19 protein-coding genes and 1 pseudogene are annotated in these 23,082 nt (G+C 63.4%); 13 read left to right on the plus strand and 7 right to left on the minus strand.

From position 1 onward, the window contains the following. Positions 1–54: 54 nt before the first annotated feature. Positions 55–1,671: a phosphoenolpyruvate carboxykinase gene (locus HMPREF9695_RS18195; protein ID WP_041712669.1), complete on the minus strand. Its 1,617-nt coding sequence runs from the start codon at positions 1,669–1,671 to the stop codon at positions 55–57. A gap of 191 nt (positions 1,672–1,862) precedes the next feature. Beyond that, the gene (locus HMPREF9695_RS18200) at positions 1,863–2,603 is read right to left on the minus strand and encodes a HugZ family pyridoxamine 5'-phosphate oxidase (RefSeq protein WP_006022363.1); all 741 of its coding nucleotides are present in this window, start codon (positions 2,601–2,603) and stop codon (positions 1,863–1,865) included. A gap of 240 nt (positions 2,604–2,843) precedes the next feature. On the opposite strand from HMPREF9695_RS18200, the gene HMPREF9695_RS18205 reads away from it, so the two are divergent. The 5 genes from HMPREF9695_RS18205 (at position 2,844) to HMPREF9695_RS18225 (ending at position 6,852) form a co-directional block, all read left to right on the plus strand. Then, positions 2,844–3,545, plus strand: a complete 702-nt coding sequence (locus HMPREF9695_RS18205; RefSeq protein WP_006022364.1) for a response regulator transcription factor — start codon at positions 2,844–2,846, stop codon at positions 3,543–3,545. 122 nt (positions 3,546–3,667) lie between these two features. Continuing rightward, on the plus strand, positions 3,668–5,488 hold the full coding sequence (locus HMPREF9695_RS18210; protein WP_041712673.1) for a sensor histidine kinase: 1,821 nt from the start codon (positions 3,668–3,670) through the stop codon (positions 5,486–5,488). Next, on the plus strand, positions 5,485–5,931 hold the full coding sequence (locus HMPREF9695_RS18215) for an HPr kinase/phosphorylase (RefSeq protein WP_006022366.1): 447 nt from the start codon (positions 5,485–5,487) through the stop codon (positions 5,929–5,931). Before HMPREF9695_RS18210 ends, HMPREF9695_RS18215 begins: the two co-directional genes overlap by 4 nt. A 208-nt stretch (positions 5,932–6,139) precedes the next feature. Beyond that, positions 6,140–6,541, plus strand: coding sequence for a PTS sugar transporter subunit IIA (locus tag HMPREF9695_RS18220; RefSeq protein WP_006022367.1), 402 nt, complete (start codon positions 6,140–6,142; stop codon positions 6,539–6,541). Further along, entirely contained in the window at positions 6,538–6,852 is a 315-nt protein-coding gene (locus HMPREF9695_RS18225) for an HPr family phosphocarrier protein (RefSeq protein WP_006022368.1), read from the plus strand. The genes HMPREF9695_RS18220 and HMPREF9695_RS18225 overlap by 4 nt, the downstream gene beginning before the upstream one ends. A gap of 160 nt (positions 6,853–7,012) precedes the next feature. Here the strand turns inward: HMPREF9695_RS18225 and HMPREF9695_RS18230 are convergent, their stop codons facing one another. Further along, positions 7,013–8,728, minus strand: a complete 1,716-nt coding sequence (locus HMPREF9695_RS18230; protein ID WP_006022369.1) for a glycosyltransferase family 39 protein — start codon at positions 8,726–8,728, stop codon at positions 7,013–7,015. Between the two features lie 183 nt (positions 8,729–8,911). Here HMPREF9695_RS18230 and lepA point away from each other — a divergent pair, with 183 nt between their 5' ends. Next, entirely contained in the window at positions 8,912–10,717 is a 1,806-nt protein-coding gene (gene lepA / locus HMPREF9695_RS18235; protein ID WP_024920522.1) for a translation elongation factor 4, read from the plus strand. Positions 10,718–10,885: 168 nt separating this feature from the next. Here the strand turns inward: lepA and HMPREF9695_RS18240 are convergent, their stop codons facing one another. Further along, a complete protein-coding gene (locus tag HMPREF9695_RS18240) occupies positions 10,886–11,890 on the minus strand; it encodes a thermonuclease family protein (protein ID WP_006022371.1) in 1,005 nt (334 codons plus the stop codon). Between the two features lie 257 nt (positions 11,891–12,147). On the opposite strand from HMPREF9695_RS18240, the pseudogene HMPREF9695_RS18245 reads away from it, so the two are divergent. Then, a pseudogene (locus tag HMPREF9695_RS18245) lies at positions 12,148–12,336 on the plus strand (YegP family protein); the annotation flags it as partial. Between the two features lie 137 nt (positions 12,337–12,473). Here the strand turns inward: HMPREF9695_RS18245 and HMPREF9695_RS18250 are convergent. Continuing rightward, positions 12,474–14,693, minus strand: a complete 2,220-nt coding sequence (locus tag HMPREF9695_RS18250) for a putative bifunctional diguanylate cyclase/phosphodiesterase (protein ID WP_006022373.1) — start codon at positions 14,691–14,693, stop codon at positions 12,474–12,476. 343 nt (positions 14,694–15,036) lie between these two features. Between HMPREF9695_RS18250 and mepA the strand changes: the two genes are divergently transcribed. The 4 genes from mepA (at position 15,037) to modC (ending at position 18,379) form a co-directional block, all read left to right on the plus strand. After that, a complete protein-coding gene (gene mepA / locus HMPREF9695_RS18255) occupies positions 15,037–15,984 on the plus strand; it encodes a penicillin-insensitive murein endopeptidase (protein WP_006022374.1) in 948 nt (315 codons plus the stop codon). 192 nt (positions 15,985–16,176) lie between these two features. Continuing rightward, positions 16,177–17,001: a molybdate ABC transporter substrate-binding protein gene (gene modA, locus HMPREF9695_RS18260; protein ID WP_006022375.1), complete on the plus strand. Its 825-nt coding sequence runs from the start codon at positions 16,177–16,179 to the stop codon at positions 16,999–17,001. A gap of 9 nt (positions 17,002–17,010) precedes the next feature. Continuing rightward, a complete protein-coding gene (modB, locus tag HMPREF9695_RS18265) occupies positions 17,011–17,706 on the plus strand; it encodes a molybdate ABC transporter permease subunit (protein WP_006022376.1) in 696 nt (231 codons plus the stop codon). Position 17,707: 1 nt separating this feature from the next. After that, entirely contained in the window at positions 17,708–18,379 is a 672-nt protein-coding gene (gene modC / locus HMPREF9695_RS18270; protein WP_006022377.1) for a molybdenum ABC transporter ATP-binding protein, read from the plus strand. Positions 18,380–18,384: 5 nt separating this feature from the next. Here modC and HMPREF9695_RS18275 read toward each other — a convergent pair whose 3' ends face one another. Further along, positions 18,385–19,257 (minus strand): ABC transporter substrate-binding protein, encoded by an 873-nt coding sequence (locus tag HMPREF9695_RS18275; RefSeq protein WP_006022378.1) that lies wholly within the window; start codon positions 19,255–19,257, stop codon positions 18,385–18,387. 72 nt (positions 19,258–19,329) lie between these two features. Here HMPREF9695_RS18275 and HMPREF9695_RS18280 point away from each other — a divergent pair, with 72 nt between their 5' ends. Next, positions 19,330–20,352, plus strand: a complete 1,023-nt coding sequence (locus tag HMPREF9695_RS18280) for a FecCD family ABC transporter permease (protein ID WP_006022379.1) — start codon at positions 19,330–19,332, stop codon at positions 20,350–20,352. Continuing rightward, positions 20,349–21,134 carry an ABC transporter ATP-binding protein gene (locus tag HMPREF9695_RS18285; protein WP_006022380.1) on the plus strand — a complete coding sequence of 262 codons (786 nt, stop codon included), beginning with the start codon at positions 20,349–20,351 and terminating at the stop codon, positions 21,132–21,134. The genes HMPREF9695_RS18280 and HMPREF9695_RS18285 overlap by 4 nt, the downstream gene beginning before the upstream one ends. 6 nt (positions 21,135–21,140) lie before the next feature. Here the strand turns inward: HMPREF9695_RS18285 and HMPREF9695_RS18290 are convergent, their stop codons facing one another. Then, a complete protein-coding gene (locus HMPREF9695_RS18290; protein ID WP_006022381.1) occupies positions 21,141–22,937 on the minus strand; it encodes a potassium/proton antiporter in 1,797 nt (598 codons plus the stop codon). Positions 22,938–23,082: the final 145 nt, after the last annotated feature.

A 23,082-nucleotide genomic window follows, 5' to 3' on the forward strand; every position in this document is an offset into this window, starting at 1 on the left:
AAAGGGCGGCCCGTGAGCCGCCCTTTTATATGTTCAAAACCGGTATGAAGGAACTCACTCCGCGGCGAGCTTGACCTCGGGAGCGGCGGCGCGGACTTCCGCGTCGACATGCTTTTCGAACTGTTCGAAGTTCTTCTGGAACATGCCGACCAGCGCCCGCGCGGTCTTGTCGAACTCGGCCTTGTCCTTCCAGGTGTTGACCGGATCGAGAATGTCGCTCGGCACGCCTTCGAGAGCCGTCGGCACCGCGAAGCCGAAATACTTGTCGGTGCGGAACTGGGCGTTGCGCAGCGAGCCGTTCAGCGCGGCGGTCAGCAGCGCGCGGGTCACCTTGATCGGCATGCGGCTGCCGGTGCCATACTTGCCGCCGGTCCAGCCGGTGTTGACCACCCAGCAATCGACGTTGTGCTTGGCGATCAGCTCCTTCAGGAGCTGGCCGTATTCGGCCGGATCGCGCGGCAGGAACGGCGAGCCGAAGCACGCCGAGAATTCAGGAACGGGCTCGTTGCCGAGGCCGCGCTCGGTGCCGGCGACCTTCGCGGTGTAGCCGGAGAGGAAGTGGTACATCGCCTGCGCCGGGGTCAGCTTGGCGATCGGCGGCATCACGCCGAAGGCGTCGGCGGCGAGCATCACCAGATTCTTCGGATGACCGGCGCGACCGGTGCGCGATGCGTTCGGGATCGATTCCAGCGGATAAGCGGAACGGGTGTTCTCGGTCTTGGAGCCGTCGTCGAAGTCGGGCTCGCGGGTGACCGGATCGAGCACGACGTTCTCGAGCACCGCGCCGAAGCAAATGCTGGCGTCATAGATCGCAGGTTCGGCTTCACGCGACAGCTTGATGGTCTTGGCGTAGCAGCCGCCTTCGAAATTGAAGATGCCGTCCGGACCCCAGCCGGTCTCGTCGTCGCCGATCAGGGTACGGTTCGGATCGGCGGAGAGCGTGGTCTTTCCGGTGCCGGAGAGGCCGAAGAAGATCGCGCTGTCGCCGTCCGGGCCGACATTGGCCGAACAGTGCATCGGCATCACGCCCTGCGCCGGCAGGAAGTAGTTCAGCGTGGTGAACACCGACTTCTTCATTTCGCCGGCGTACTGGCTGCCTGCGATCAGAACGATCTTGCGGGTGAAGTCGATCGCGACGACGTTCTCGGACTTGCAGCCGTGACGCTTCGGATCGGCGCGGAAGCTCGGCAGATCGACGATGGTCAGTTCGGGTGCGAAGTTCGCAAGCTCGGCCATTTCGGGACGGCGCAGCAGCGTGCGGATGAACAGCGAGTGCCACGCCATTTCGGTGAACACGCGCGTTTTGATCCGGAATTTCGGATCGGCGCCGCCGTAGAGATCCTGCGCGAAGAGGGTCTTGCCTTCGCAGTGCTTGAGGAAATCCTGATACAGCGTTTCGAACTGTTCGGAGGTGATGGACTGGTTGCCGCCCCACCACATGGTCTTGTCGGTGAGCGCGTCGCGCACCGTGAACTTGTCTTTCGGCGAGCGGCCGGTGAACACGCCGGTTTCTGCGACAAGCGCGCCGCCGGCTGACAGCTCGGCTTCATTGTTGCGCAGCGAGTGCTCGTAGAGCGGCGCGGTGCCGAGATTCCAGTTTACCTGTTTGAGATTTTTGAAACCGAATTTATCGGCGCCGAAAGCACCGTTGCGCACACCCGTCTCTTGCACTGTCAGAATCTCCCAAAAAGACCGCGTATCGTTTCGCGCGGCTATTCGCCAAACGCCCCTGTCGCGGATGCCGGGGATCATAGCTCCCGGGCCTCAATCCGGCGACTTATTAGTGGCCAACGCGCGGCTTGCCAAGTCGATCCGTCATAATGCGGTAAAGATCGCCGGGACCGGCGAAAACGGATTGAATTTCACGGGCTTGGGAGGGCCTTGGCGCGGTCGGCAAGCGCCTTCAGGGCTTGCCGCAGTGCGGCAGGTGTGACGATCCGCTGCGGAAAATCGAGCCGGAGCGTGCGCCCGTCATCCTGCAGATCGAGGCCCTCGGGATCGCAGCCGGTGCATCGCCATGCGCCTTGGGAAGCGCCGAGCAGTTTCACCGCGTACAGATTCATCGTGTCCATATGATCGGCATTCATATGCGCGACGATGTCCGGCTCGGCCTCCACCAGTGCCTCCGCACCCGAGAGATCGGTGAGAAAGTCACGCGGCTCCAGATCGACGATACGGCCGAACCCCGCAACCAGATGCACACCTTTCGGCACGATCTTGAAGAACGAGAAATCCTTGAAGCCGGCGAAGTCCTCGGCCGAGGGATGAGCCGCAAGATAGCGCCGTCTTGCAAGCCCGGCGTCGTCGCCCTGCGTTTCTCCGGCGGTGCCTGCCAGCATGATGCGCGCGCCTTCCAGCGGATCGCCCGGCGCCCGTTCGTCCAGCATCAGCGACACCCGCGGATCGTTCAGAATGTTCCTGGTGTGGATCGCAAGCCGCGAGATCAGCAGGACCGGCGAGCCATCCGGCATCGAGCCGACATTGACCAGCGAGGAATACGGATCGCCGCTCTCGGGCATCAGCGTCGCCAGTGCGCCCTGACGGCGGCGGGCCAGCAGTGAGCGGGTCAGGCGGGCCGGTTTGACGGTTGCAGAGGGGTCCATCGGGAGCCTGATTTCAAAGGTTAACGGGCTTTTTTGCGGCAAAAAGGGGTTATATCCCGGAACAATCCGCTTATATAAACGTCAGGTTCCAATATTCGCAGGGCCCAGGAACTCGGTCACATTTCAGCCCAGCTTGCATTGCTCGTTGAAGATAAGCGAACGCCTTATTTCACGGCATCCGGTTTGTCCGGTCAGTAAACAGTCGCCCCGCCCGAAACTATCGATTTGGAAAGCAGGCTCATGCCCACAATCGCCCTGGTCGATGACGACCGCAACATTCTGACGTCGGTCTCGATCGCACTGGAAGCCGAAGGCTACCGGATCATGACCTATACGGATGGCGCGTCAGCCCTCGACGGCTTCAAGACGAGTCCGCCGGACCTTGCCATCCTCGACATCAAGATGCCCCGCATGGACGGCATGGAAACGCTGCGCCGGCTGCGCCAGAAGTCCGATCTGCCGGTGATCTTCCTCACCTCCAAGGACGAGGAAATCGACGAGCTGTTCGGCCTCAAGATGGGCGCCGACGATTTCATCCGCAAACCGTTCTCCCAGCGCCTCTTGGTGGAGCGCGTCAAGGCGGTGCTCCGCCGCGCGGTGCCGAAGGACCCTGCCGCCACGCAGAAGGAAATGGACGCCAAGGCGCTCGAGCGCGGACTGCTGCGCATGGACCCGGAACGTCACACCTGCACCTGGAAGAACGAACCGGTGACGCTCACCGTGACCGAATTCCTGATCCTTCAGGCGCTGGCCACCCGCCCCGGAGTGGTGAAAAGCCGCAACGCGCTGATGGATGCGGCCTATGACGACCAGGTCTATGTCGACGACCGCACCATCGACAGCCACATCAAGCGCCTGCGGAAAAAGTTCAAGGCAGCCGACGATGACTTCGAGATGATCGAAACCCTGTACGGCGTCGGCTATCGCTTCAAGGAAACCTGATCGTTCCGGCATGCGACACGGAGGGAACTGGTCCGGCGACAGCGCCGTATGGCGGGTCGCTCGCATGCCGGTTGGTTGCTATAATCGGCCGATCTCGAACCGAACAATCGGGCGTCTAGCCATTGCTTGATCGAACGCAGCATGACAGCGACGACGATGCCGAAGCCGGTGCGCCGCCACTTGCGCCGGTTGCCGACGCGCCGTCGGACGCCGGAGCCGTGCGCCGGCGCTGGAGTCCGGTTGATCTGATCAAGCGCGCCGGACGTTATCTCACCGCGCTGACCTTCTCGAGCCTCACACGCCGCATCGTGGTCCTCAACCTGATCGGCCTGTTCGCGATGCTGGCCGGCATTCTCTATCTGTCGCAATTCCGCGCCGGCCTGATCGACGCGCGCGCGCAGAGCCTGCTGGTGCAGGCCGAAATCATCTCGGGCGCGATCGCGGCCTCGGCCACGGTCGAGACCAACGCCATCACCGTCGATCCCGAGCGCCTGCTCGATCTGAAGCCCGGCGAAACTTACGGCCCGACCGACGAGACCCTCAGCAACATCGATTTCCCGATTAATCCCGAACGCGTCGCGCCGGTGCTGCGGCGGCTGATTTCGCCGACCAAGACCCGCGCGCGCATCTATGACCGCGAGGGCGTGCTGGTGCTCGACAGCCGCAATCTTTACGGCCGCGGCGACGTGATGCGCTTCGAACTGGCGCCGCCGAATGCCGAGAAGCCCGGCTTCGCCGAAAAGACCATGATCGCGATCCGCACCTGGCTCAACCGCGGCGACCTGCCGCTGTACCGCGAACTCGGACCGGAAAACGGCAACGGCTATCAGGAAGTCCAGCAGGCGCTCGACGGCCGCAAGGGCAGCATGGTGCGGATCAACGACCGCGGCGAAGTGATCGTCTCGGTGTCGGTGCCGGTGCAGCGCTTCCGCGCGGTGCATGGCGCGCTGATGCTCTCGACCCAGGGCGACGACATCGACCAGTTGGTGACCAACGAGCGGCTCGCGATCCTCAAGGTGTTCGGCATCGCGTCGGGCGTGATGATCCTGCTGTCGCTGCTGCTCGCCTCGACCATCGCCGGCCCGATGCGCCGTCTCGCCGACAGCGCCGAGCGCGTCCGCCGCCGTATCAAGACCCGTGTCGAAATTCCGGACTTCACCTCGCGCGGCGACGAGATCGGCCATCTGTCGCGGGCGCTGCGCGACATGACCGACGCGCTGTACAACCGCATTGAAGGGATCGAGCGTTTCGCCGCGGACGTCGCCCACGAACTGAAGAACCCGCTGACCTCGATGCGCTCTGCGGTCGAGACGCTTCCGCTGGCGCGCTCCGACGACAGCCGCTCGCGGCTGCTGGCCGTGATCGAGCACGACGTGCGCAGGCTCGACCGCCTGATCTCCGACATTTCCGACGCCAGCCGGCTCGACGCCGAGTTGCAGCGGCAGGATGTGGAGCCGGTCGATATCCGCCGCCTGCTCAACACGCTGGTCTCGGTCGCCAACGAGACCCAGCACGGCACCGACGTCACGGTCGAAGCCCGTTTCGAGGGCAAGCCCAACGACAGCTTCTCCGTGCCGGGACATGACTCGCGGCTCGGACAGGTGATTTCGAATCTTTTGAGCAACGCGCAGTCGTTCTCGCGTCCGGGCAGCAAGGTGCGCATCGTCTGCCGCCGCCTCAAATCCGAAATCGAGATCGTGATCGACGACGACGGCACCGGCATCCGGCCCGGCGCACTCGAGAAAATCTTCGAGCGCTTCTACACCGACCGCCCGCATCAGGGTTTTGGACAGAATTCCGGTCTCGGCCTGTCGATCTCCAAGCAGATCGTGGAAGCGCACGGCGGGCGCATCTGGGCGGAAAACCGCGCCGGTCCGCTCGACGCCGAAGGCGATGCCCGGATCGTCGGCGCACGCTTCACGGTCCGGCTGCCCGCCATATGACCGCTGGCAGCGACCCAAGCATCCATGCCTCGGCAGTCCTGGTCGGCGACCGCGCGGTCCTGATTCGCGGGCCCTCGGGCTCCGGCAAGTCCCGGCTGGCGTTCGACCTGATCCTCGCCGGCCGCGCGGGACAGCTCCCCGCCGTCACTTTGATCGGCGACGACCGGGTCCGCCTGACGGACCACGGCGGCCGGCTGATTGTGCGCGGCGTGCCTGAACTGGCGGGAATGATCGAAATTCGCGGGCTTGGAATCAGGACCATCGGCTTTGCCGCCGACGCGCCCGTGGGGCTGGTGGTCGACCTCGACGCCGCCGACGCCGAGCGCCTGCCGCCGCCGGAAGCCCTCAAAACCCTGGTTTCCGGGCTGGAAATCCCGCGAATCCCGGTGGCACGGGGGTATGGCGCTCTGCCCCTGGTTCTGGCATTCCTTACGACAGTTTAAGGTTTCAAAAGCGAACTCGCGACCTTAGGCTGATTGCTGGCGGCGGTTTGGTCGCCATATAACCCAGACCCCGCCACTGAAGACGACCCGCGCGGACACCTTTTTTAAGGGGGTACGCGGCAACATCCCCCCTTGCGCCGGGGCTCTGGATGGTCAACATGTGGCCCTTTCGTGCGGTGCATCAAAAAGCGCCCGCGAGGAGTTTTGGATGATTGGTCTAGTACTGGTGACCCACGGGCGTCTTGCCGACGAGTTCAAGGCTGCCCTTGAACACGTGATGGGTCCGCAAAAACAAATCGAGTCGATTACGATTGGCGCCGAAGACGATGCCGATCTGTGTCGCAGCGATATTATCGAAGCCGTCAAGCGCGTGGACAGCGGCGATGGCGTTGCGATTCTGACCGACATGTTCGGCGGCACGCCGTCGAACCTCGCGATCTCCTGTATGAGCCGTCCCAAGGTCGAAGTGCTGGCCGGCATCAACCTGCCGATGCTGGTCAAGCTCGCCAAGGTGCGCGACGACAAGCCGCTGCCCGACGCGATCGCCGCCGCTCAGGAAGCCGGCCGCAAATACGTGACGATCGCCAGCCGTGTGCTCGCCGGGAAATGAGCGCCACGCCGGAGCATACGTCTTCGTCAGCCGGCGTTATCGTCCGAGAACTTCCCATCATTAACAAGCGCGGCCTTCATGCGCGCGCCTCCGCGAAATTCGTGCAGACGGCGGAAAAGTTCGACGCCGAACTCACCGTCACGCGCAACGGCGAAAGCGTCGGCGGCACATCGATCATGGGCCTGATGATGCTTTCGGCCGGGATCGGCACCACCATCACGGTGGCGGCGAGCGGCCGCGAAGCCGAGGCGGCGATCAACGCCATCACCGAACTGCTCGCCAACAAGTTCGGCGAAGAAGAAGCGGGCTGATTCCACTCAAAGCTGCACCATCTCAGATGTCGTCCCCGCGAAGGCGGGGACCCATAACCACTCAGTCCACGGTTCGGAACACGTAGCTGACATCTGATTCAGGTAGTCTGGGTCCCCGCCTTCGCGGGGACGACCCGTGGAATAGATCGTGCGAAGCCTACTACTTGTCGTCCTCTTCGTCAGGCCGCTCCGGACCCACGATCCAGATCTTCCACTTCACCGCCGGGCCCGCCTTGCCGTGGAAGTAGCGCCGCGAGGTCAGATCGAGGCGCTCCGCGTTCGGCGCGTTCTCCGCCATCCAGGCTTCGCACTTGTTAAGCTCGAGATCCTTGGTGTCGCAGATGCCGATGAAGCCGCGCTGCTTCGCCTCCTCCAGACTGGTCAGGCCCGAGGCCCAGACCTCCCGCGGGGTCAGCGGCGCCGGATGATCGGGGCTGTAGAAGGTCAGAGGCTCGCCGATTTCGGTGGTGCCTGCGACCACGGCCCAGCGCCTGTTGAACCGCGCGCGCCAGGCTTCGGTCAGTTGCATCGCGAATTCAGACTTGGGCGCGAACGGAACGCCGGCGTCGCCGTCGCGCCGCACGGTCTGCGCCGCGATGATCGGCGAGATCAGCAGCATGACGAGGGTGAACACCAGCCACATCAGCATCAGCCGGATCAGCGCCATCTGCGTGACGCGCAGCGTCGGCAGCGCAATCAGCGCCAGCGGGACTAGGAAGAACAGCGAGATTCCCCAGTCGGTCTTCATGTAGATGCCGAACGCCACAGCGGCGATCGGCGGCACCAGCGCGACAATGATCTGCATGATCCAGATATTGCGCGCCTGCGTGAGGAACACGCCGGAGTTGGGACCGCGCACCCATGGACGCCTTGCCGAGGCGATGAACTCGCCGATAAATCCTCTCCGCCGCAGCGACCTCCACCATTGCAGCTTCCACGCCAGTGCAATGGCGGCGAAGCTCACGGGAAGCAGCAGCAGGCCGAGATTGTGCGCAAGATAGATCGACGCGAGCCGCAGCGTGGTGGCGAAGGTCCGCCCGCCATACACATCGTCGGCATAGATCAGCGGCAGGAAATCCGCCTGCTTCAGCCACCACAGATGCGGCAACAAGCCGGCAAAACACGCCGCGAACGCCACCCACGGCGCGGGTGAGCGCCAAAAACGCATCCGGTCCGGATGGAGCAGCGATGCGAGCCCCGCAGCGCCGATCATGGTCAGCACCCAGTATTTGGTCATCAGCGCCAGCGCGGCGGCGAGTCCGAGCCAGATGCCCGACATCACCGTGCGCTTCTGGAACGCCTCGAGATAGGCCAGCACGAACAGCGGCAGCGTCACCAGTTGCAGCAGATCGGGATTGTACTTGAAGCCCTTGAAGGTGAAGACCGGATAGAGCGCCAGCATCGCCACCATGAACATGGCGCGGCGATGATCGACCACGCGCACCGCGATCAGCCAGCAGATCACAAGGCCGGTGCCGGCGACTGTCATCGCCAGCGCATAGGTCGCCCAGTCGGTGACGGGAAAAATCCTGAACCAGACGCCCGCGACCCATCCCGCCAGCGGCGGATGCTTGCCGTAGCCGAGCAGGAATTTCTGGCCCCAGGCGTAAGCCTCCGCGACATCCATATGGACATCCTGCGCGGCCTTCAGCGCAGTGAGGATGATGGTCCAGAGCAGCGCATGCACCACCGCAAAGCCGATGACGAATCTGAGCGACGTCGCCGGATCGTGGGCGACTGCCGCGATCCACGCCGCCACGCGGCGCGTGACCGGCACGTGGCGCAGGCGCGCCTTCTGCCGGGATCGCAGTCCGGTGCGCGGGCCGGGGTTTTTCCCGGTTCTGCGCCCGGTTTCGGTCGAGGAAGCATCGGACATCGCGGTCAACCTGTGTCGGAACTGGCTCGTTGCGCTGGCTTGTTGCTACCAGTGCCGGGAGATTGCGGCAAGGATCGCACGCAGCGCCGCGAACAGCAGGAAATCCGCGCCAATCCGCTGGAAGTCCGCGTTCCGCCGCCCAATTCAGTTGCCGCAAAGGGGCGCGAATGCTATCCCGCGCCCATGACAACGACCCCTATTTCCAACGTCCGCAACTTCTCCATCGTCGCCCATATCGACCATGGCAAGTCCACTCTCGCCGACCGGCTGATCCAGACCACCGGCGGACTGGAGGCGCGCGAGATGAAGGAACAGGTGCTCGATTCGATGGATATCGAGCGTGAGCGCGGCATCACCATCAAGGCGCAGACCGTTCGTCTCAACTACAAGGCCAAGGACGGCAACACCTACATCTTCAACCTGATGGACACGCCCGGCCACGTCGACTTCGCCTACGAGGTTTCGCGTTCGCTGGCCGCGTGCGAAGGCGCGCTGCTGGTGGTCGACGCCTCGCAGGGCGTGGAAGCGCAGACGCTCGCCAACGTCTATCACGCGCTCGACGCCAATCTCGAAATCGTGCCGGTGCTGAACAAGGTCGATCTGCCCGCCGCCGAGCCCGAACAGGTGAAGCAGCAGATCGAGGATGTGATCGGCATCGATGCCTCCGAGGCGGTGATGATCTCGGCAAAGACCGGCCTCGGCATTCCCGACGTGCTGGAAGCCATCGTCACCCGCCTGCCGCCGCCGAAGGGCGACCGCGACGCGACGCTGAAGGCGCTGCTGGTCGATAGCTGGTACGACGTTTACCTCGGCGTCGTGGTTCTGGTGCGCGTGGTCGATGGCGTCCTGAAGAAGGGCCAGCGCGTGCGCATGATGGGCACGGGCGCGGCTTACGACGTCGAGCGTGTCGGCTACTTCACGCCGAAGATGGTTAATGTCGACGAACTCGGCCCCGGCGAAATCGGTTTCATCACCGCGGCGATCAAGGAAGTCGCCGATACCCGCGTCGGCGACACCATCACCGACGACCGCAAGCCGATCACCGAAATGCTGCCGGGCTTCAAGCCCGCCGTGCCGGTGGTTTTCTGCGGCCTGTTTCCGGTCGATGCCGACGACTTCGAGACGCTGCGCGCGGCGATGGGCAAGCTGCGGCTCAATGACGCAAGCTTCTCGTTCGAGATGGAGACCTCGGCCGCGCTGGGCTTCGGCTTCCGCTGCGGCTTCCTCGGCCTGCTGCATCTGGAAATCATCCAGGAGCGCCTCTCCCGCGAGTTCAATCTCAACCTGATCGCGACCGCCCCGAGCGTCATCTACAAGATGCACCTCAACAACGGCAGCGAGATCGAGATTCACAATCCGATCGACATGCCGGACGTGACGCAGATCAAGGAAATCGAGGAGCCGTGGATCGAGGCCACCATCCTCACGCCGGACGACTATCTGGGCAGCGTGCTCAAACTCTGTCAGGAGCGCCGCGGCAACCAGAAGGAACTGACCTACGTCGGCGCCCGCGCCATGGTGAAATACGAACTGCCGCTCAATGAGGTGGTGTTCGATTTCTACGACCGTCTGAAGTCCGTCTCGAAGGGCTATGCCTCGTTCGACTATCACCTGACCGATTACAAGCCGGCCGATCTCGTGAAGATGCAGATCCTCGTCAACAACGAGCCGGTGGATGCGCTCTCCATGCTGGTTCATCGCACCCGCGCCGAAGGCCGCGGCCGCGCCATGGTCGAGAAAATGAAGGAGCTGATCCCGCCGCACATGTTCCAGATTCCGATCCAGGCGGCGATCGGCGGCAAGGTGATCGCGCGCGAAACCGTCCGCGCGCTGCGCAAGGATGTGACCGCGAAGTGCTACGGCGGCGACATCACGCGCAAGCGCAAGCTTCTGGAGAAGCAGAAGGAAGGCAAGAAGAAGATGCGGCAGTTCGGCAAGGTCGACATCCCGCAGGAAGCCTTCATTGCCGCGCTGAAGGTGGATAGCTGAGGGTTAGGCGGCGATCATACCCTTCGGGTCGTCCCCGCGAAGGCGGGGACCCATAGCCCCTAACGTCGGTATTTGGCTTGGAGCTTCCTTCGCTGCGGAACAGGTGCTTTCACAGACACCGTGAAAGTGGTTTCATATCGGCGCAACGGGTCGCGTCATGCCCCGCCCTCAGAATTTTTCGATCTTCCTGCCGTTCTTGTCGACCAGACTCGAAAATTTCTCGCGGAACACGATGTCGTGCGGCTTCACGGTGAACTTGTTGCCCTTCATGAACTCGTACAGCGAGCGCACCGGCGCGGTGGTCGGGCCCTGTTTGATAAAATCGTCCGTCGTGAAGCAGGAATCGTTGTTGGCCTTCAGATAGTCGGTGAAGCTTCCGTTGACGACGCCGACCTTCTTCTGCAACTTGTATGACAACTGCCGCCTGAACATCTTGGGCATCAGCACCTTGCCCCTGTCCCTGGCTGGCTGAGCCGGTCCGTGCGGACGAAACACCAGCTTCGGATCGAACTTGCCGGTGTCAGCCGAGTAGTCCTTCCAGACGCGGCCCTTGGCTTTGGCCTTGCTCAAGATATCGAGATAGGACTGGATCTCTTCTTCTTCCATCGAGGAGTAGAATGTCGGATACGCCCAGCCTTGTTCGGCGAGCCACAGGTTGATGTCGGTCTTGTATCCGGTGCCGACCCGGATGTTGGCGACGAAACGTCCGTAGGTGTCGATCACCTCGAACGGCTTGTCGATCAACGAGACCACCTGACACTTGATCGGGCTGCCGAAGCCGGACAGTTTCTTCGCCAGCGCGACCGTCGCGGTTTCCGCCCAGTATTGCCGCCGCGGCTGTTTGTTTTCGAGATTGAATTTTTCGCGCTTGGCGGTGGAAACGCCGGTGCTCTTCTTGAGCGGCCCCGCGCGATAATGCAGTTCGGGCGCATCGATCCCTTGCAGCCGGACAGTGATCCGGCCTTGCGTGTCGATCACCTCCTTGTTGCTGGCGCCGCGCGCGAACGCCCCGAAATACGCATTGGTCTTCTTGAAGGTCTTGCCGTCCGCGGCGTAGGCAAACGAGTTGCGTCCGACCGTGACCTTGACCTTCGTTGTATCGGCGTCGGAATCGCCATCGGGCCAGAATTGATCGAGGTCGATTGTCCCCATCACGCGCAACAGGCCCGGCATGCGTCCCTCCCCGCTTTTTTCTGGAGCCGCACCTTAGCAAATCACAACGACACGCGGAATACGGCGGCTCACTGTCACAATCGATGTCACAAATGGGGGATGACACGCTTCATCACTGCGGAGCCACTCGCCGTTCATCGCCCGTTCAAGTCGAATCTGGCGGGTGCGTGATCGAGAGAAAGGCGCGAGCCGCTTGACTCTTCGCGCCCGTCCATCGACGGTGCGCGTGATCGAATTTTCAACCATCGGAGAGAATGATGGCAGCGTCGTATAAATTTGAAATCTACAAAGACAAATCCGGCGAATTCCGCTTTCGCTTCCGCGCCCCGAACGGCGAGAAGATGTTCGCCTCGGAAGGCTATTCCAACAAGGCGTCCGCCAAGAGCACGATCAAGTCGATCGTCAAGCATGTCGCCAAGGCTGATATCGACGACGTCTCGAAGGCCGTGAAGGCGAAGGACAAGCCTGCGAAGAAAAAGAAGAAGAAGTCCAAGAAGAAGTGATTTTCAGCGATCATCGCAAGGAAAACCCCGGCTCAAAGCCGGGGTTTTTCATTTGCATCGGTCCGCGCCGAGAACCGGGATCACGCCACGCGGACGCTTGCGCCGCTGGTCGCGTTGCGCTGGGCCTGCAACAACGCGGTGATCTCGGCGTTCGGCCGGGCGCGGCTGAACAGGAAGCCTTGTCCCTCATGACAGCCTTCCGCACGCAGGCAGGCGAGTTCGCATTCGGTCTCGACGCCTTCCGCGGTGATCGTCACGCCAAGGCCCATGCCGAGCGAGATGATCGAGCGGACGATGGCCTGCGCGTCCTGATTGGAGCCGAGATCGCGCACGAATGAGCGGTCGATCTTGATCTTGTCGAACGGGAAGCTGCGCAGATAGCTCAGCGACGAATATCCGGTGCCGAAATCGTCCATCGAAATCCGCACGCCGAGCGCGCGCAGCGCATGCAGCGTCGCCAGCACCTGATCGCTCTTTTCGAGCAGCAGGGTTTCGGTGATTTCGAGTTCAAGCCGCTTCGGCGACAGGCCTGATGTTTTCAGCGCGTCCATCACCACCGAGAGAAGGTTACCAACACGGAATTGCAGCGGCGACAGGTTGACGGCGACGCGCACGTCGTCCGGCCAATGCGCCGCGTCCATGCAGGCGCGCCGCAGCATCAGGCCGCCGACCGCGTTGATCAGGCCGGTTTCTTCCGCGACCGGGATGAATTCCACCGGCGGAATCATGCCGCGGTCCGGGTCCGGCCAGCGCACCAGCGCCTCGAAGCCGGTGATCCGTCCGGTCTTGAGATCCACCAGCGGCTGGTAGTGAGGCTGCAGGATGTTGCTCTCGATCGCCGCGCGCAGATCGATTTCGATGCGACGGCGGGTCTGGGCGCGGGCGTCCATTTCCGATTCGAAGAAACTGAACGTGCCGTGACCCTCGCTCTTGGCGCGCGACAGCGCCATGTCGGCATTCTTGAGCAGCTTCTCGGCATCGTCGCCGTCGCCCGGCGCAATCGCAATGCCGATGCTGGCGCCGCTGACGATGGTGTGGCCGTCGAACAGATAGGGCTCGCTGATGGCGTCGATCAGGCGCCGGGCCAGAAACGCGACATCCTCGGGCCGCGACACGCCGGCCTGCACGATGGCGAATTCGTCGGAGCCGAGGCGCGCGATCGCGTCTTCCTCGCGCAGCGAAGAGCGCAGGCGCTTGGTCACGCCCTTGAGCAGCTTGTCGCCGATGGCATGGCCCAGCGTGTCGTTGATGGCCTTGAAGTTGTCGAGGTCGAGAAACAGCACCGCGACCTTGTCGCCGCTGCGGCGGGTATGCGCCAGCAGTTCATCGAGCCGCTGCCGCAGCAGGATGCGGTTCGGCAACCCGGTGAGGCCGTCATGCTGCGCCATGAAAGCGAGCCGCGCTTCGGCGCGCTTGCGCTCGGTGATGTCCATCAGCGCCAGCAGCACCGCGGGCTTGCCTTCGAACGTCAGCATGCGCGAATAGATCGCGACATCGATCAGCGATCCGTCGGCCTTGACGTGCTTCCAGGTTCGCGCCGCGCGCTCCTCGGTGGTCTGGTCGCCGGTCCAGGGCGCGGCCTGATCGAAGGCCTGCACGTCGGAGATCTTCAGTTTCTCGAAGTCCTCGCGCGCGTATCCGTAATGCGCGACCGCCGCGTCATTGACGCTGATGATGCGCTCGTTGTCCTGGGCACAGACAATCATCGGTACGGGATTGCCGTCGAACAGCAGGCGGAACGAGGCTTCGCGCTGCTTCAGTTCGGTGATGTCGACGCGGAGCCCGATCACGCCGCCGTCGCCGGTCAGGCGTTCCTCGATCAGGATGCAGCGGCCGTCGGACAGGGTTTGTTCGTGGCGATGACCGGGATGATAAAGCTTCTCGAGCCGCTCGTTGATCCATTCATCCTCGCGCCCGATCGCGTCCGGATAGTCGCCGCGCGCCACGCCCTCCTTCAGGGTGTCACGCAACATCGCGCCCTCTTTAAAGAGGTCGGCGCTCTTGTTGTAGATCTCGGCGTACTTCTTGTTCCAGAGGATGTATCGCCCCTCGGCATCGAGAAACACGATGCCTTGCGGAAGAATATCGATCGCCTCGCGCAAACGCGCGTTGGAGCGCGCCGCATCCGCGATCGCCGCCTCGGCTTCCGCGCGCTTGCGCACGATTTCGCCGATCTCGGAGATCTTGCGGCCCTTGGGTAACAGCTTCGGCACGGCCTTGGGCCGGCGAACCGACAACCTTCCCCGCGTGAGTGCTGACTTACCGGTTCTGTTTTTTGGTTTTGGCCGATTGATCGGCATCTGCCCCGCATCCCTTGCATTCTGCGGGCGCCAGTTTTGCTATAAGTGTCTGAAAAATTGGTATCCTTTAGCGGGCTGCCTGAAGCTGATGCCACCTATGCGATGGCCCTTGGGGTGCTCAATTGCGAGGCGTTCACAGTGGCAGGCCACACCAGATAAGGCTCGCATGATCGTTTCTCCCCCGCGATCATGACACTACTTCGGCTTCGATGCGCCATCTGCACAACAAATATTCGCACGCATGGCATTTCGCTCCAATTTGCGTCAGTCTCCGGCATGGCTAATGCCCGGTTAAGAATCGCGCCGCCTCGTCGCCGGGCCCGCTGTCCGCTATAAGAGAGTCATGATCCGATTCCGTCTGATTCCCGCGCTCGCTCTGATGTCGGCTGCTCTCGCTGTGACAGTCCCGGCACAGGCGCAGGACAAGGGCAGCGTCAACCCCAAGCCGCTTCCGCCGCTGGCCAATCCCAACGATCCCAACATCGCCGCCAAGGAACTGTTCGGCCGCAAGCTGCAGCCGGCTGCGCTCGCGCCGCAAGCCATCGGATTTTACGCCAAAGGATGTATCGCCGGCGCGGTCGCGTTGGCGATCAACGGATCGGCGTGGCAAGTCATGCGGCTGTCGCGCAACCGCAACTGGGGACACCCTGATCTCATTGCTTTGCTCGAACGCGTGGCGGTCAAAGCGCAGAAGACGGCGGGCTGGCCGGGACTTCTGGTCGGCGACATGTCCCAGCCGCGCGGCGGGCCGATGTTCACCGGGCACGCAAGCCACCAGATCGGCCTCGATGCCGACATCTGGCTGACGCCGATGCCGAACCGGCAGCTCTCCCGCGAGGAACGCGAGGAAACATCCGCCGTGATGATGGTGCGGAAAGATCGCCTCGACATCGATCCGGCTACATGGATGCCGACACATCTTCCCGTGATCCGCGCTGCCGCTCAGGAGCCGCAGGTGGAGCGCATCTTCGTCAACGCCGCGATCAAGAAGGCGCTGTGCCGGGAAGCGAAGGGCGACCGGAGCTGGCTGTCGAAGGTGCGCCCGATGTACGGGCACGACTACCATTTTCACATCCGTATGAAGTGTCCGGCAGGCAGCACGAATTGTGAAGCGCAGACGCCGCCCGCTGACGGTGAAGGTTGCAGCGCAGGCGACCTGGCCTACTGGTTCAGCGACGCGGTGCTGCATCCAAAGCCGCCGCCGGTGCCGCCCAAACCGAAGCCGCCGCTCACACTCGCAAACCTGCCGTCCGAATGCCGGCAGGTTCTTCAGGCTCCGGACGCAAAATAGCCCGAGCGCGTAACCGGGGAGCGATCCGGGACTTTACGCAGCGACCACGCCTGATATTGTCCCGGCGAACGATGCCTTGGCATGCTGCGCGCTGCCGGGGTTGCCGGAACGGCGCTTCCGCTTGTCGTCAGATGATTTGATCAAAGCCGGCTTGCGCGCATTGTTGCGCGCGCCCCGCTATGGAGCGCCCAAATGACCTTTATGTCCCGCTTCCTCGTCGTAACCGCGCTTGTCTGCGCGCCGCTGTTCTCGATGGCTTATGCGCAGGACGCGAAGCCGGCAGGCGCACCACCGGCCGCCGTGCAGGGCAAGACCCTCACCGTGTTCGCTGCGGCCTCGATGAAGAATGCGTTGGATGAAGCCAATGCCGCTTACACCGCCAAGACCGGCGTTAAAGTGGTCTCAAGTTATGCTGCAAGCTCCGCGCTCGCCAAGCAGCTCGAGCAGGGCGCGCCGGCGGATATCTTCATCTCGGCCGACACTGACTGGATGGATTACTCCGCAGGAAAGAAGACCATCAGCGACACGTCGCGGATCAACCTGCTCGGCAACAAGATCGTGCTGATCGTTCCGAAAGATTCCAAGCTCACGACGGTCACGATCGGTCAGGGCTTCGATCTCGCCAAACTTGCAGGTGACGGCAGGATCGCCACCGGCGACGTCAAGGCCGTGCCGGTCGGCAAATACGCCAAGGCTGCGCTGGAAAAGCTCGGTGCGTGGCAGGCCGCCGAGCCGAAATTCGCCATGGCTGAAAGCGTCCGCGCCGCACTCGCATTGGTCGCGCGCGGCGAAGCCAATCTCGGCATCGTGTATGAGACCGACGCCAAGGTCGAACCCGGCGTGAAGATCATCGGCGCCTTCCCGGCGGACTCGCATCCGGCGATCATCTATCCGGTGGCGGCGACGGCGAGCGCGAAGCCAGACGCAACGCCCTATCTCGCGTTCCTTCGTTCGGCCGCGGCGAAATCGATCTTCGAAAAGTACGGCTTCACCTTCCTGATCAAGCCGACGTCGTAACAACCCGCCGTGTCCCAGCTCTCCGCCGAAGAATGGACAGCGATCCTGCTCTCATTGCGGGTCGCCGCCGTCGCCACACTTGTCGCCACGCCACTCGGCATCGCCGTAGCGTGGCTTCTGGCGCGGCGGAACTTCTGGGGCAAGGCGGCGCTTGATGCGCTGATCTATCTGCCGCTGGTGCTGCCGCCTGTCGTCACCGGCTATCTGCTGCTGCTGACCTTCGGACGTAAAGGCCTGGTCGGCGCGTGGCTTGCCGACACACTCGGTATCGTGTTCGCATTCCGCTGGACCGGCGCGGCGCTTGCCTGCGGCGTGATGTCGTTTCCGCTGCTGGTGCGGCCCATCCGGCTGTCCATCGAGGCGGTGGACCGCAAGCTCGAACAGGCGGCCAGCACGCTCGGCGCCGCGCCCTGGCGCGTGTTCCTGACTGTCACACTGCCGCTTGCATTGCCGGGAATCCTGGCCGGCATGGTGCTCGGCTTCGCCAAAGCCATCGGCGAATTCGGCGCGACGATTACATTCGTCTCCAACATTCCCGGCGAAACGCAAACCATCTCGGCGGCGATCTATTCGCTGACCCAGACGCCGGACGGCGATACGGCTGCGCTGCGGCTTGTGATCGTATCGATCGCAATTGCCATGGCCGCACTGATCGCGTCTGAAATTCTTGCGCGTCGCGCGACGGCGCGGCTGCACGGTTATTGATATGCTGCTCGTCGATATTGAAAAGCAACTTGGCGATTTCAGGCTCGAAACATCCTTCACAAGCAATGGGCTTGTCACCGGGCTGTTCGGCAATTCCGGCGCCGGCAAGACCTCGATCATCAACATGATCGCCGGGCTGGTGACGCCCGATCGCGGCCGCATCGTGCTCGACGAGGAAACGCTCGACGATACGGCTTTGCACCTGCACATTCCTCCACATCAACGGCGGATCGGTTACGTGTTTCAGGACGCGCGGCTGTTTCCGCATCTCGATGTCATGCAGAATCTCGACTACGGGCGCCGCATGAATGGCCTCGACCGCGACGCGGCCGCTGAGAAACACACCGTCGATCTGCTCGACATCGGACATCTGCTCACTCGGCGCCCCGCCCAACTCTCCGGCGGTGAGCGCCAACGTGTGGCGCTCGGCCGCGCCCTGCTCGCGAAACCGCGCCTGCTGCTGCTCGACGAACCGCTAGGCTCGCTCGACGAGGAACGGAAAGCGGAGATCCTTCCCTACTTCGTCCGGCTGCGCGATGAAGCCAGCGTGCCGATGGTGTTTGTCAGCCACGATGCCGGCGAGATGCGGCGGCTGGCGACGAATGTGGTGATGCTCAAGCGCGGCAAGGTGGTCGCCAGTGGCGGCGTCGAGGTTTTGCCCGCGACCGCCTGAGGTCTCTACTTCAGCGTCGTGATCGCCTTTGCGAGATAATCCAGTCCTGCGAGCAACGGCGGTCCGCCGCACAGCGTGTAGCGTTCGGGGAGGTCGATCCGCCTGTTCGCCCCATAGCGCGTCAGCAGCGCCGGATGGGTGATGAACAGCGCACCCTGATCCTGGGCCTCGCGCGGCGGGTCCTGCAACACCAGCACATCCGGTCCGTCAGTGAGCAAGTGCTCAAGCGATACGAATCCGCCCTGCTCCGCAGCCATGAAGCCGCCGGCTCCGCCAGCGGCCCGTTGCGGCGGCCGCAATCCCGCGATGGAGAGCATACCGGAAGCCAGACTGGCTGGACCTTCCCGGTAGCCTTCGCGCTGAATGACCAGCGCCGTCAGCGGCGGCTTCAGGGCAACCGCCGACAATCTCGCCTCGGCCTGTTCAATCTGGCGCGCCAGCGCCTCGCCGCGCTCGGGATGGCCGACAAGCTTTCCCACCTCGATGGCCTGACGGCGCGCATCGGCGAGATTGCGGATGAGTTCGACGTCCACGACGCGAATGCCCATCGCGCTGAGCATGGCATGGATCGGGCGATGGCTGGGTCCGCCCAGCACCAGATCAGGCGCGAGATTCACGACCGATTCCGCATCCCAATCCAGCCGGGGAAACGCCGCGGCCTTGTCTGTCATCACCGACAGAAGCGGATTGACCGCATAGGGCGACAATCCGGCAATCTGGACCGGGTCGGCCAGCGCGAGCAGCAACTGATCGGCGCAAAGATTGAAGGATACGATGCGCTTCGGCGGCCCGTCCGCACGCGTGTTCTGCACGGAGCCGCAAAACACCGCGAGCAGGACCAAAATACTCATGCCCGCGAAGATGGTTTTCTTGATCATGACAGCCTGTTATGCCACGCCAATCGGATTGCGTCAGCGGCCCTTGCTGCTGCGGAGATATGCCGGAACAAGATGAAGAGCGATAGCCGAGGCGATATTCAGGGACCCGTGCTGACCGCGACGCTCGCCATTCTGGTGGCGGTGCTGTTCGTGCTGTCGCTGATGACCGGGCCTGCGTCCTTTTCGCCGCGTACGGTCATTGCAGCATTGTTTTCCGATCAGGGCGTGGCGTCGATTATCGTCCGCGATATTCGTTTGCCGAGAACATTGCTGGCCATGCTGATCGGCGCCACGTTCGGACTGGCCGGCGCGTCGTTGCAGGGCCTGCTGCGCAATCCGCTCGCCGAACCGTCGCTGTTCGGCGCGCCGCAGGCGGCAGCAGCAGCCGCCGCCGCGATCATGGCATTTGGTCTGGCCAACGCGCTGTCGCTGGCGGTGCCGCTCGCCGGCATCGCCGGCGCACTTCTTTCGGTCGGTGCGCTGGTCGCCATCGCCGGACGCCGGGCTTCGCTGACAGTGACTCTTCTCGCCGGCCTCGCGCTCGCCAGTCTCGCGGGCGCGGCCATCGCGCTCATCCTTAATCTCGCGCCCAATCCGTACATCGCACTGGAGATCGCATTCTGGCTGCTCGGCTCGCTGCGGGACCGCAGCATGGAACACGTCTGGCTTGCCGCACCGTTCATGATCGTGAGCTGGTTCGTGCTGGCGTTCAATGCGAGCGCCTTCCGCGCGCTGACGCTCGGTGAAGACGCCGCTGCCTCGCTCGGCGTCAATGTCGAGCGCACGCGCGTGCTGGTGGTGATCGGTGTCGCGCTCGGCGTCGGCGCAGCCGTCTCCGTCGCTGGCGCCATCTCCTTCGTGGGGCTGGTCGCGCCGCATCTGGTGCGGCGGTTCTATGGATCGGACCCTGCGCGCGTGCTGCTGCCGGCGTCACTGGCGGGCGCGGCGCTGCTGATGGCGGCGGATATCGCGGTGCGCCTGATCCCCGCCGTCATTGAAATCAAGATCGGCGTGGTGACGGCGCTGATCGGCGTACCGTTCTTCCTGGCGATGATCTTCCATGAGCGCCGTGCATTGGAGGACAGCACGCAATGAAGCCAAACAATGCGCCGCGCCTTGTCTCCTCCGGTATCACGGTTGTCCGTGGTTCGCGCCGGATCGTAGATAATGCCGATCTGACTTTGAATGCCGGCGAATTCACAATTCTCGCCGGACCCAACGGCGCCGGCAAAACCACACTGGCGCGCGCCATGGCCGGCGTGATGCGAACCGAGGGCTCAACCGCATTCGATGGCGTCGCCTTGCGGAACATGCTACCCCGCGCACGCGCGCGTGCGATCTCCTATCTGCCGCAGGGACATGAATTCCATTGGCCGATGCGGGTGGACAGCATCGTTGCGCTCGGACGCGAACCCCATGCGGACCCGTTCTCGCAGACCTCCATCAAGGATCGCATCGCCATCGAGCGCGCCATCGAGGCAACCGCCGTCGGCGAGTTTTCTTCGCGGCTGATTACGACACTGTCAGGCGGGGAACGGGCGCGCGTCGCGATTGCGCGGGCACTCGCCACCGAAGCGTCGGTCTTGATCGCAGATGAGCCGACGACCTCGCTGGATGAGCGCCACCAGTTAATCGTCATGGATCTGCTTCAGCGGATCGCCCATGGCGGCACCGCCGTGCTTGCGATCATTCACGATCTCGCTTTGGCAATGCGGTTCGCCGATCGCGTGGTCATCATGAACGAGGGCCGCATCGTCGCCAACGACAGCCCGCAGCTTGCACTGACGCCCGATCGCATTGCGGAGATCTTCGGCATCTCGGTGAACCGCGTCGAGACGCCGGACGGGCCGCTGCTGTTGCCGTCCCGCGCACTTTAAACAGGCTCAGCTCCCGAGCAGCCGGGTCCCGATCCGCGACAGCTTGCGTCTGGCGGCAGCGGTGCGGCTCAGTTCAGGGGCCGGCGGCTCCTCATCCTCCGGCAGCCGGAGCCCGACCACGTTCACCCGGTTGCCGCCGATGCTCCGCGCCACCAGTACAATGGAATCGAGCGGCAAGGTCGCGCCGACGCGGGGCGCATGATCGAGATGAATGTCGAAATAATCCGCCAGTGTCAGATGCGCGTCGCTGGAGGCGATGGTGACGCCGTAAATATCGGCAACATCCTTGAGGGTCACGTCGCCGGGCATCATGAAGTCGCCGAGCAGATGCGGGTCCGGCGCTGGCACCACCGGCATGTCGACAAAGAAGCGATCCAGCGCCTCGGCCTTCTCCGGCGGTGCGAGCAGATAGAGATAGTCACCCCTGACCACCGGCTCGGCCTCGGTCGGAGACAGAATTTTCTCGTCGCGGATCACCAGCGTCGGCTTCGACCATGACGGGATCAGCCCGCGCTTCAGAAACAGGCTGTTGGCGCGAACCGGATAACCCACAAGCTGCTGTTCGAGCTGTCCCGGCAGATCGAGTTCGACGCGCCGGGGCCCGCGATCAGCCCGCGGCAACGCCACATGCAGGCGACGCGCCGCCGCAGCGAGGGTCCAGCCTTGCAGCAGCAGCGAAATAATGACAACCACAAAGGCGACGTCGAAATACACCTGCGCGTTCGGCAGCCCGACCAGCATCGGGATCGAGGCCAGAAAGATCGCGACCGCGCCGCGCAGGCCGACCCAAGCGATGAAGGTCCTTTCGCGCCAGTTGAACGGGAACGGCGCGAGGCAAAGAAACACCGCGACCGGCCGCGCCACCAGCATCAGCACCAGTGCTACCGCGACAGCCGGCAGCACGGTCGCCAGGGTTCGCTCGGGTGAAACCAGGAGACCGAGCAGCACGAACATCACGATCTGCGCCAGCCATGTCGCGGCGTCGAGAAATGCCACGACGGAATTGTGCGCGCGGGTCGGACGGTTTCCGATGATCATGCCGGCGAGATAGACCGCGAGGAATCCCGACGCGTGCGAGATCTGGGACACCCCGAAAATGACCAGCGCGGCTGTCGTCACGAAGGGGGCGTGCAAACCCTGCGGCAAGGAGATGCGATTCAGCGCCAGGACCACAAGCCAGCCGCCGACAGCACCGAAGAGCATGCCCAGCGCGCTCTCCCGCACGAACTGAAGCGCAATGTGCGCCGCCGAGCTCTGCCCGATCGACAGGAACTCCACCAGCATCAGCGTCAGGAAGATCGCAAACGGATCGTTGGTGCCGGATTCCACCTCAAGGGTCGCGCCGACGCGCGGGCGCAGGCGAAGGCCCTGGCTATGCACCAGCAGGAACACCGCTGCCGCGTCGGTGGAGCCCACCACAGCGCCGACCAGCAGGGCCTCCGCCCAGCCGATCCCGAGTGCATATTTGGCAACGGGCGCCGTGATCAGCGCCGTTACCAGCACGCCGAAGGTCGCCAAAGCGGCCGACGGCGCCAGCACCGCGCGGATGCTCTGGAAGCGTGTCTTGAGGCCGCCATCGAACAGGATCAGCGCCAGCGCCACCGACCCGACCAGATAGGTCGACTGCACGTCGTCGAAGCGGATGCCGCCGGGTCCGCTGTCGCCTGCGAGAATACCGACAAAAAGGAAGACCAGCAGCAACGGAGCGCCGAAGCGCAGCGCGAGCAGGCTCGAGAGGATGCCCGCCATCACGAGAACCGAGCCGAGCAGAATGGCAATGCTGACCGAGTCGAGAGATGCCATTAGCTGTGTAAGTCTCCTAAAACGTCTGCAAATCCATGAATATAGTCGCAGCCGCCTGCCGCCAACCGATTTGTCGCTGTCATCACGATTGTGCCGGATTTGCTGGTGTTAAGTCGGCCGTGCGCGGAATTCTCACACGCCCGTA

Origin of the sequence: Afipia broomeae ATCC 49717 (assembly GCF_000314675.2) — a bacterium.
GTDB classification, from domain to species: Bacteria; Pseudomonadota; Alphaproteobacteria; order Rhizobiales; family Xanthobacteraceae; genus Afipia; species Afipia broomeae.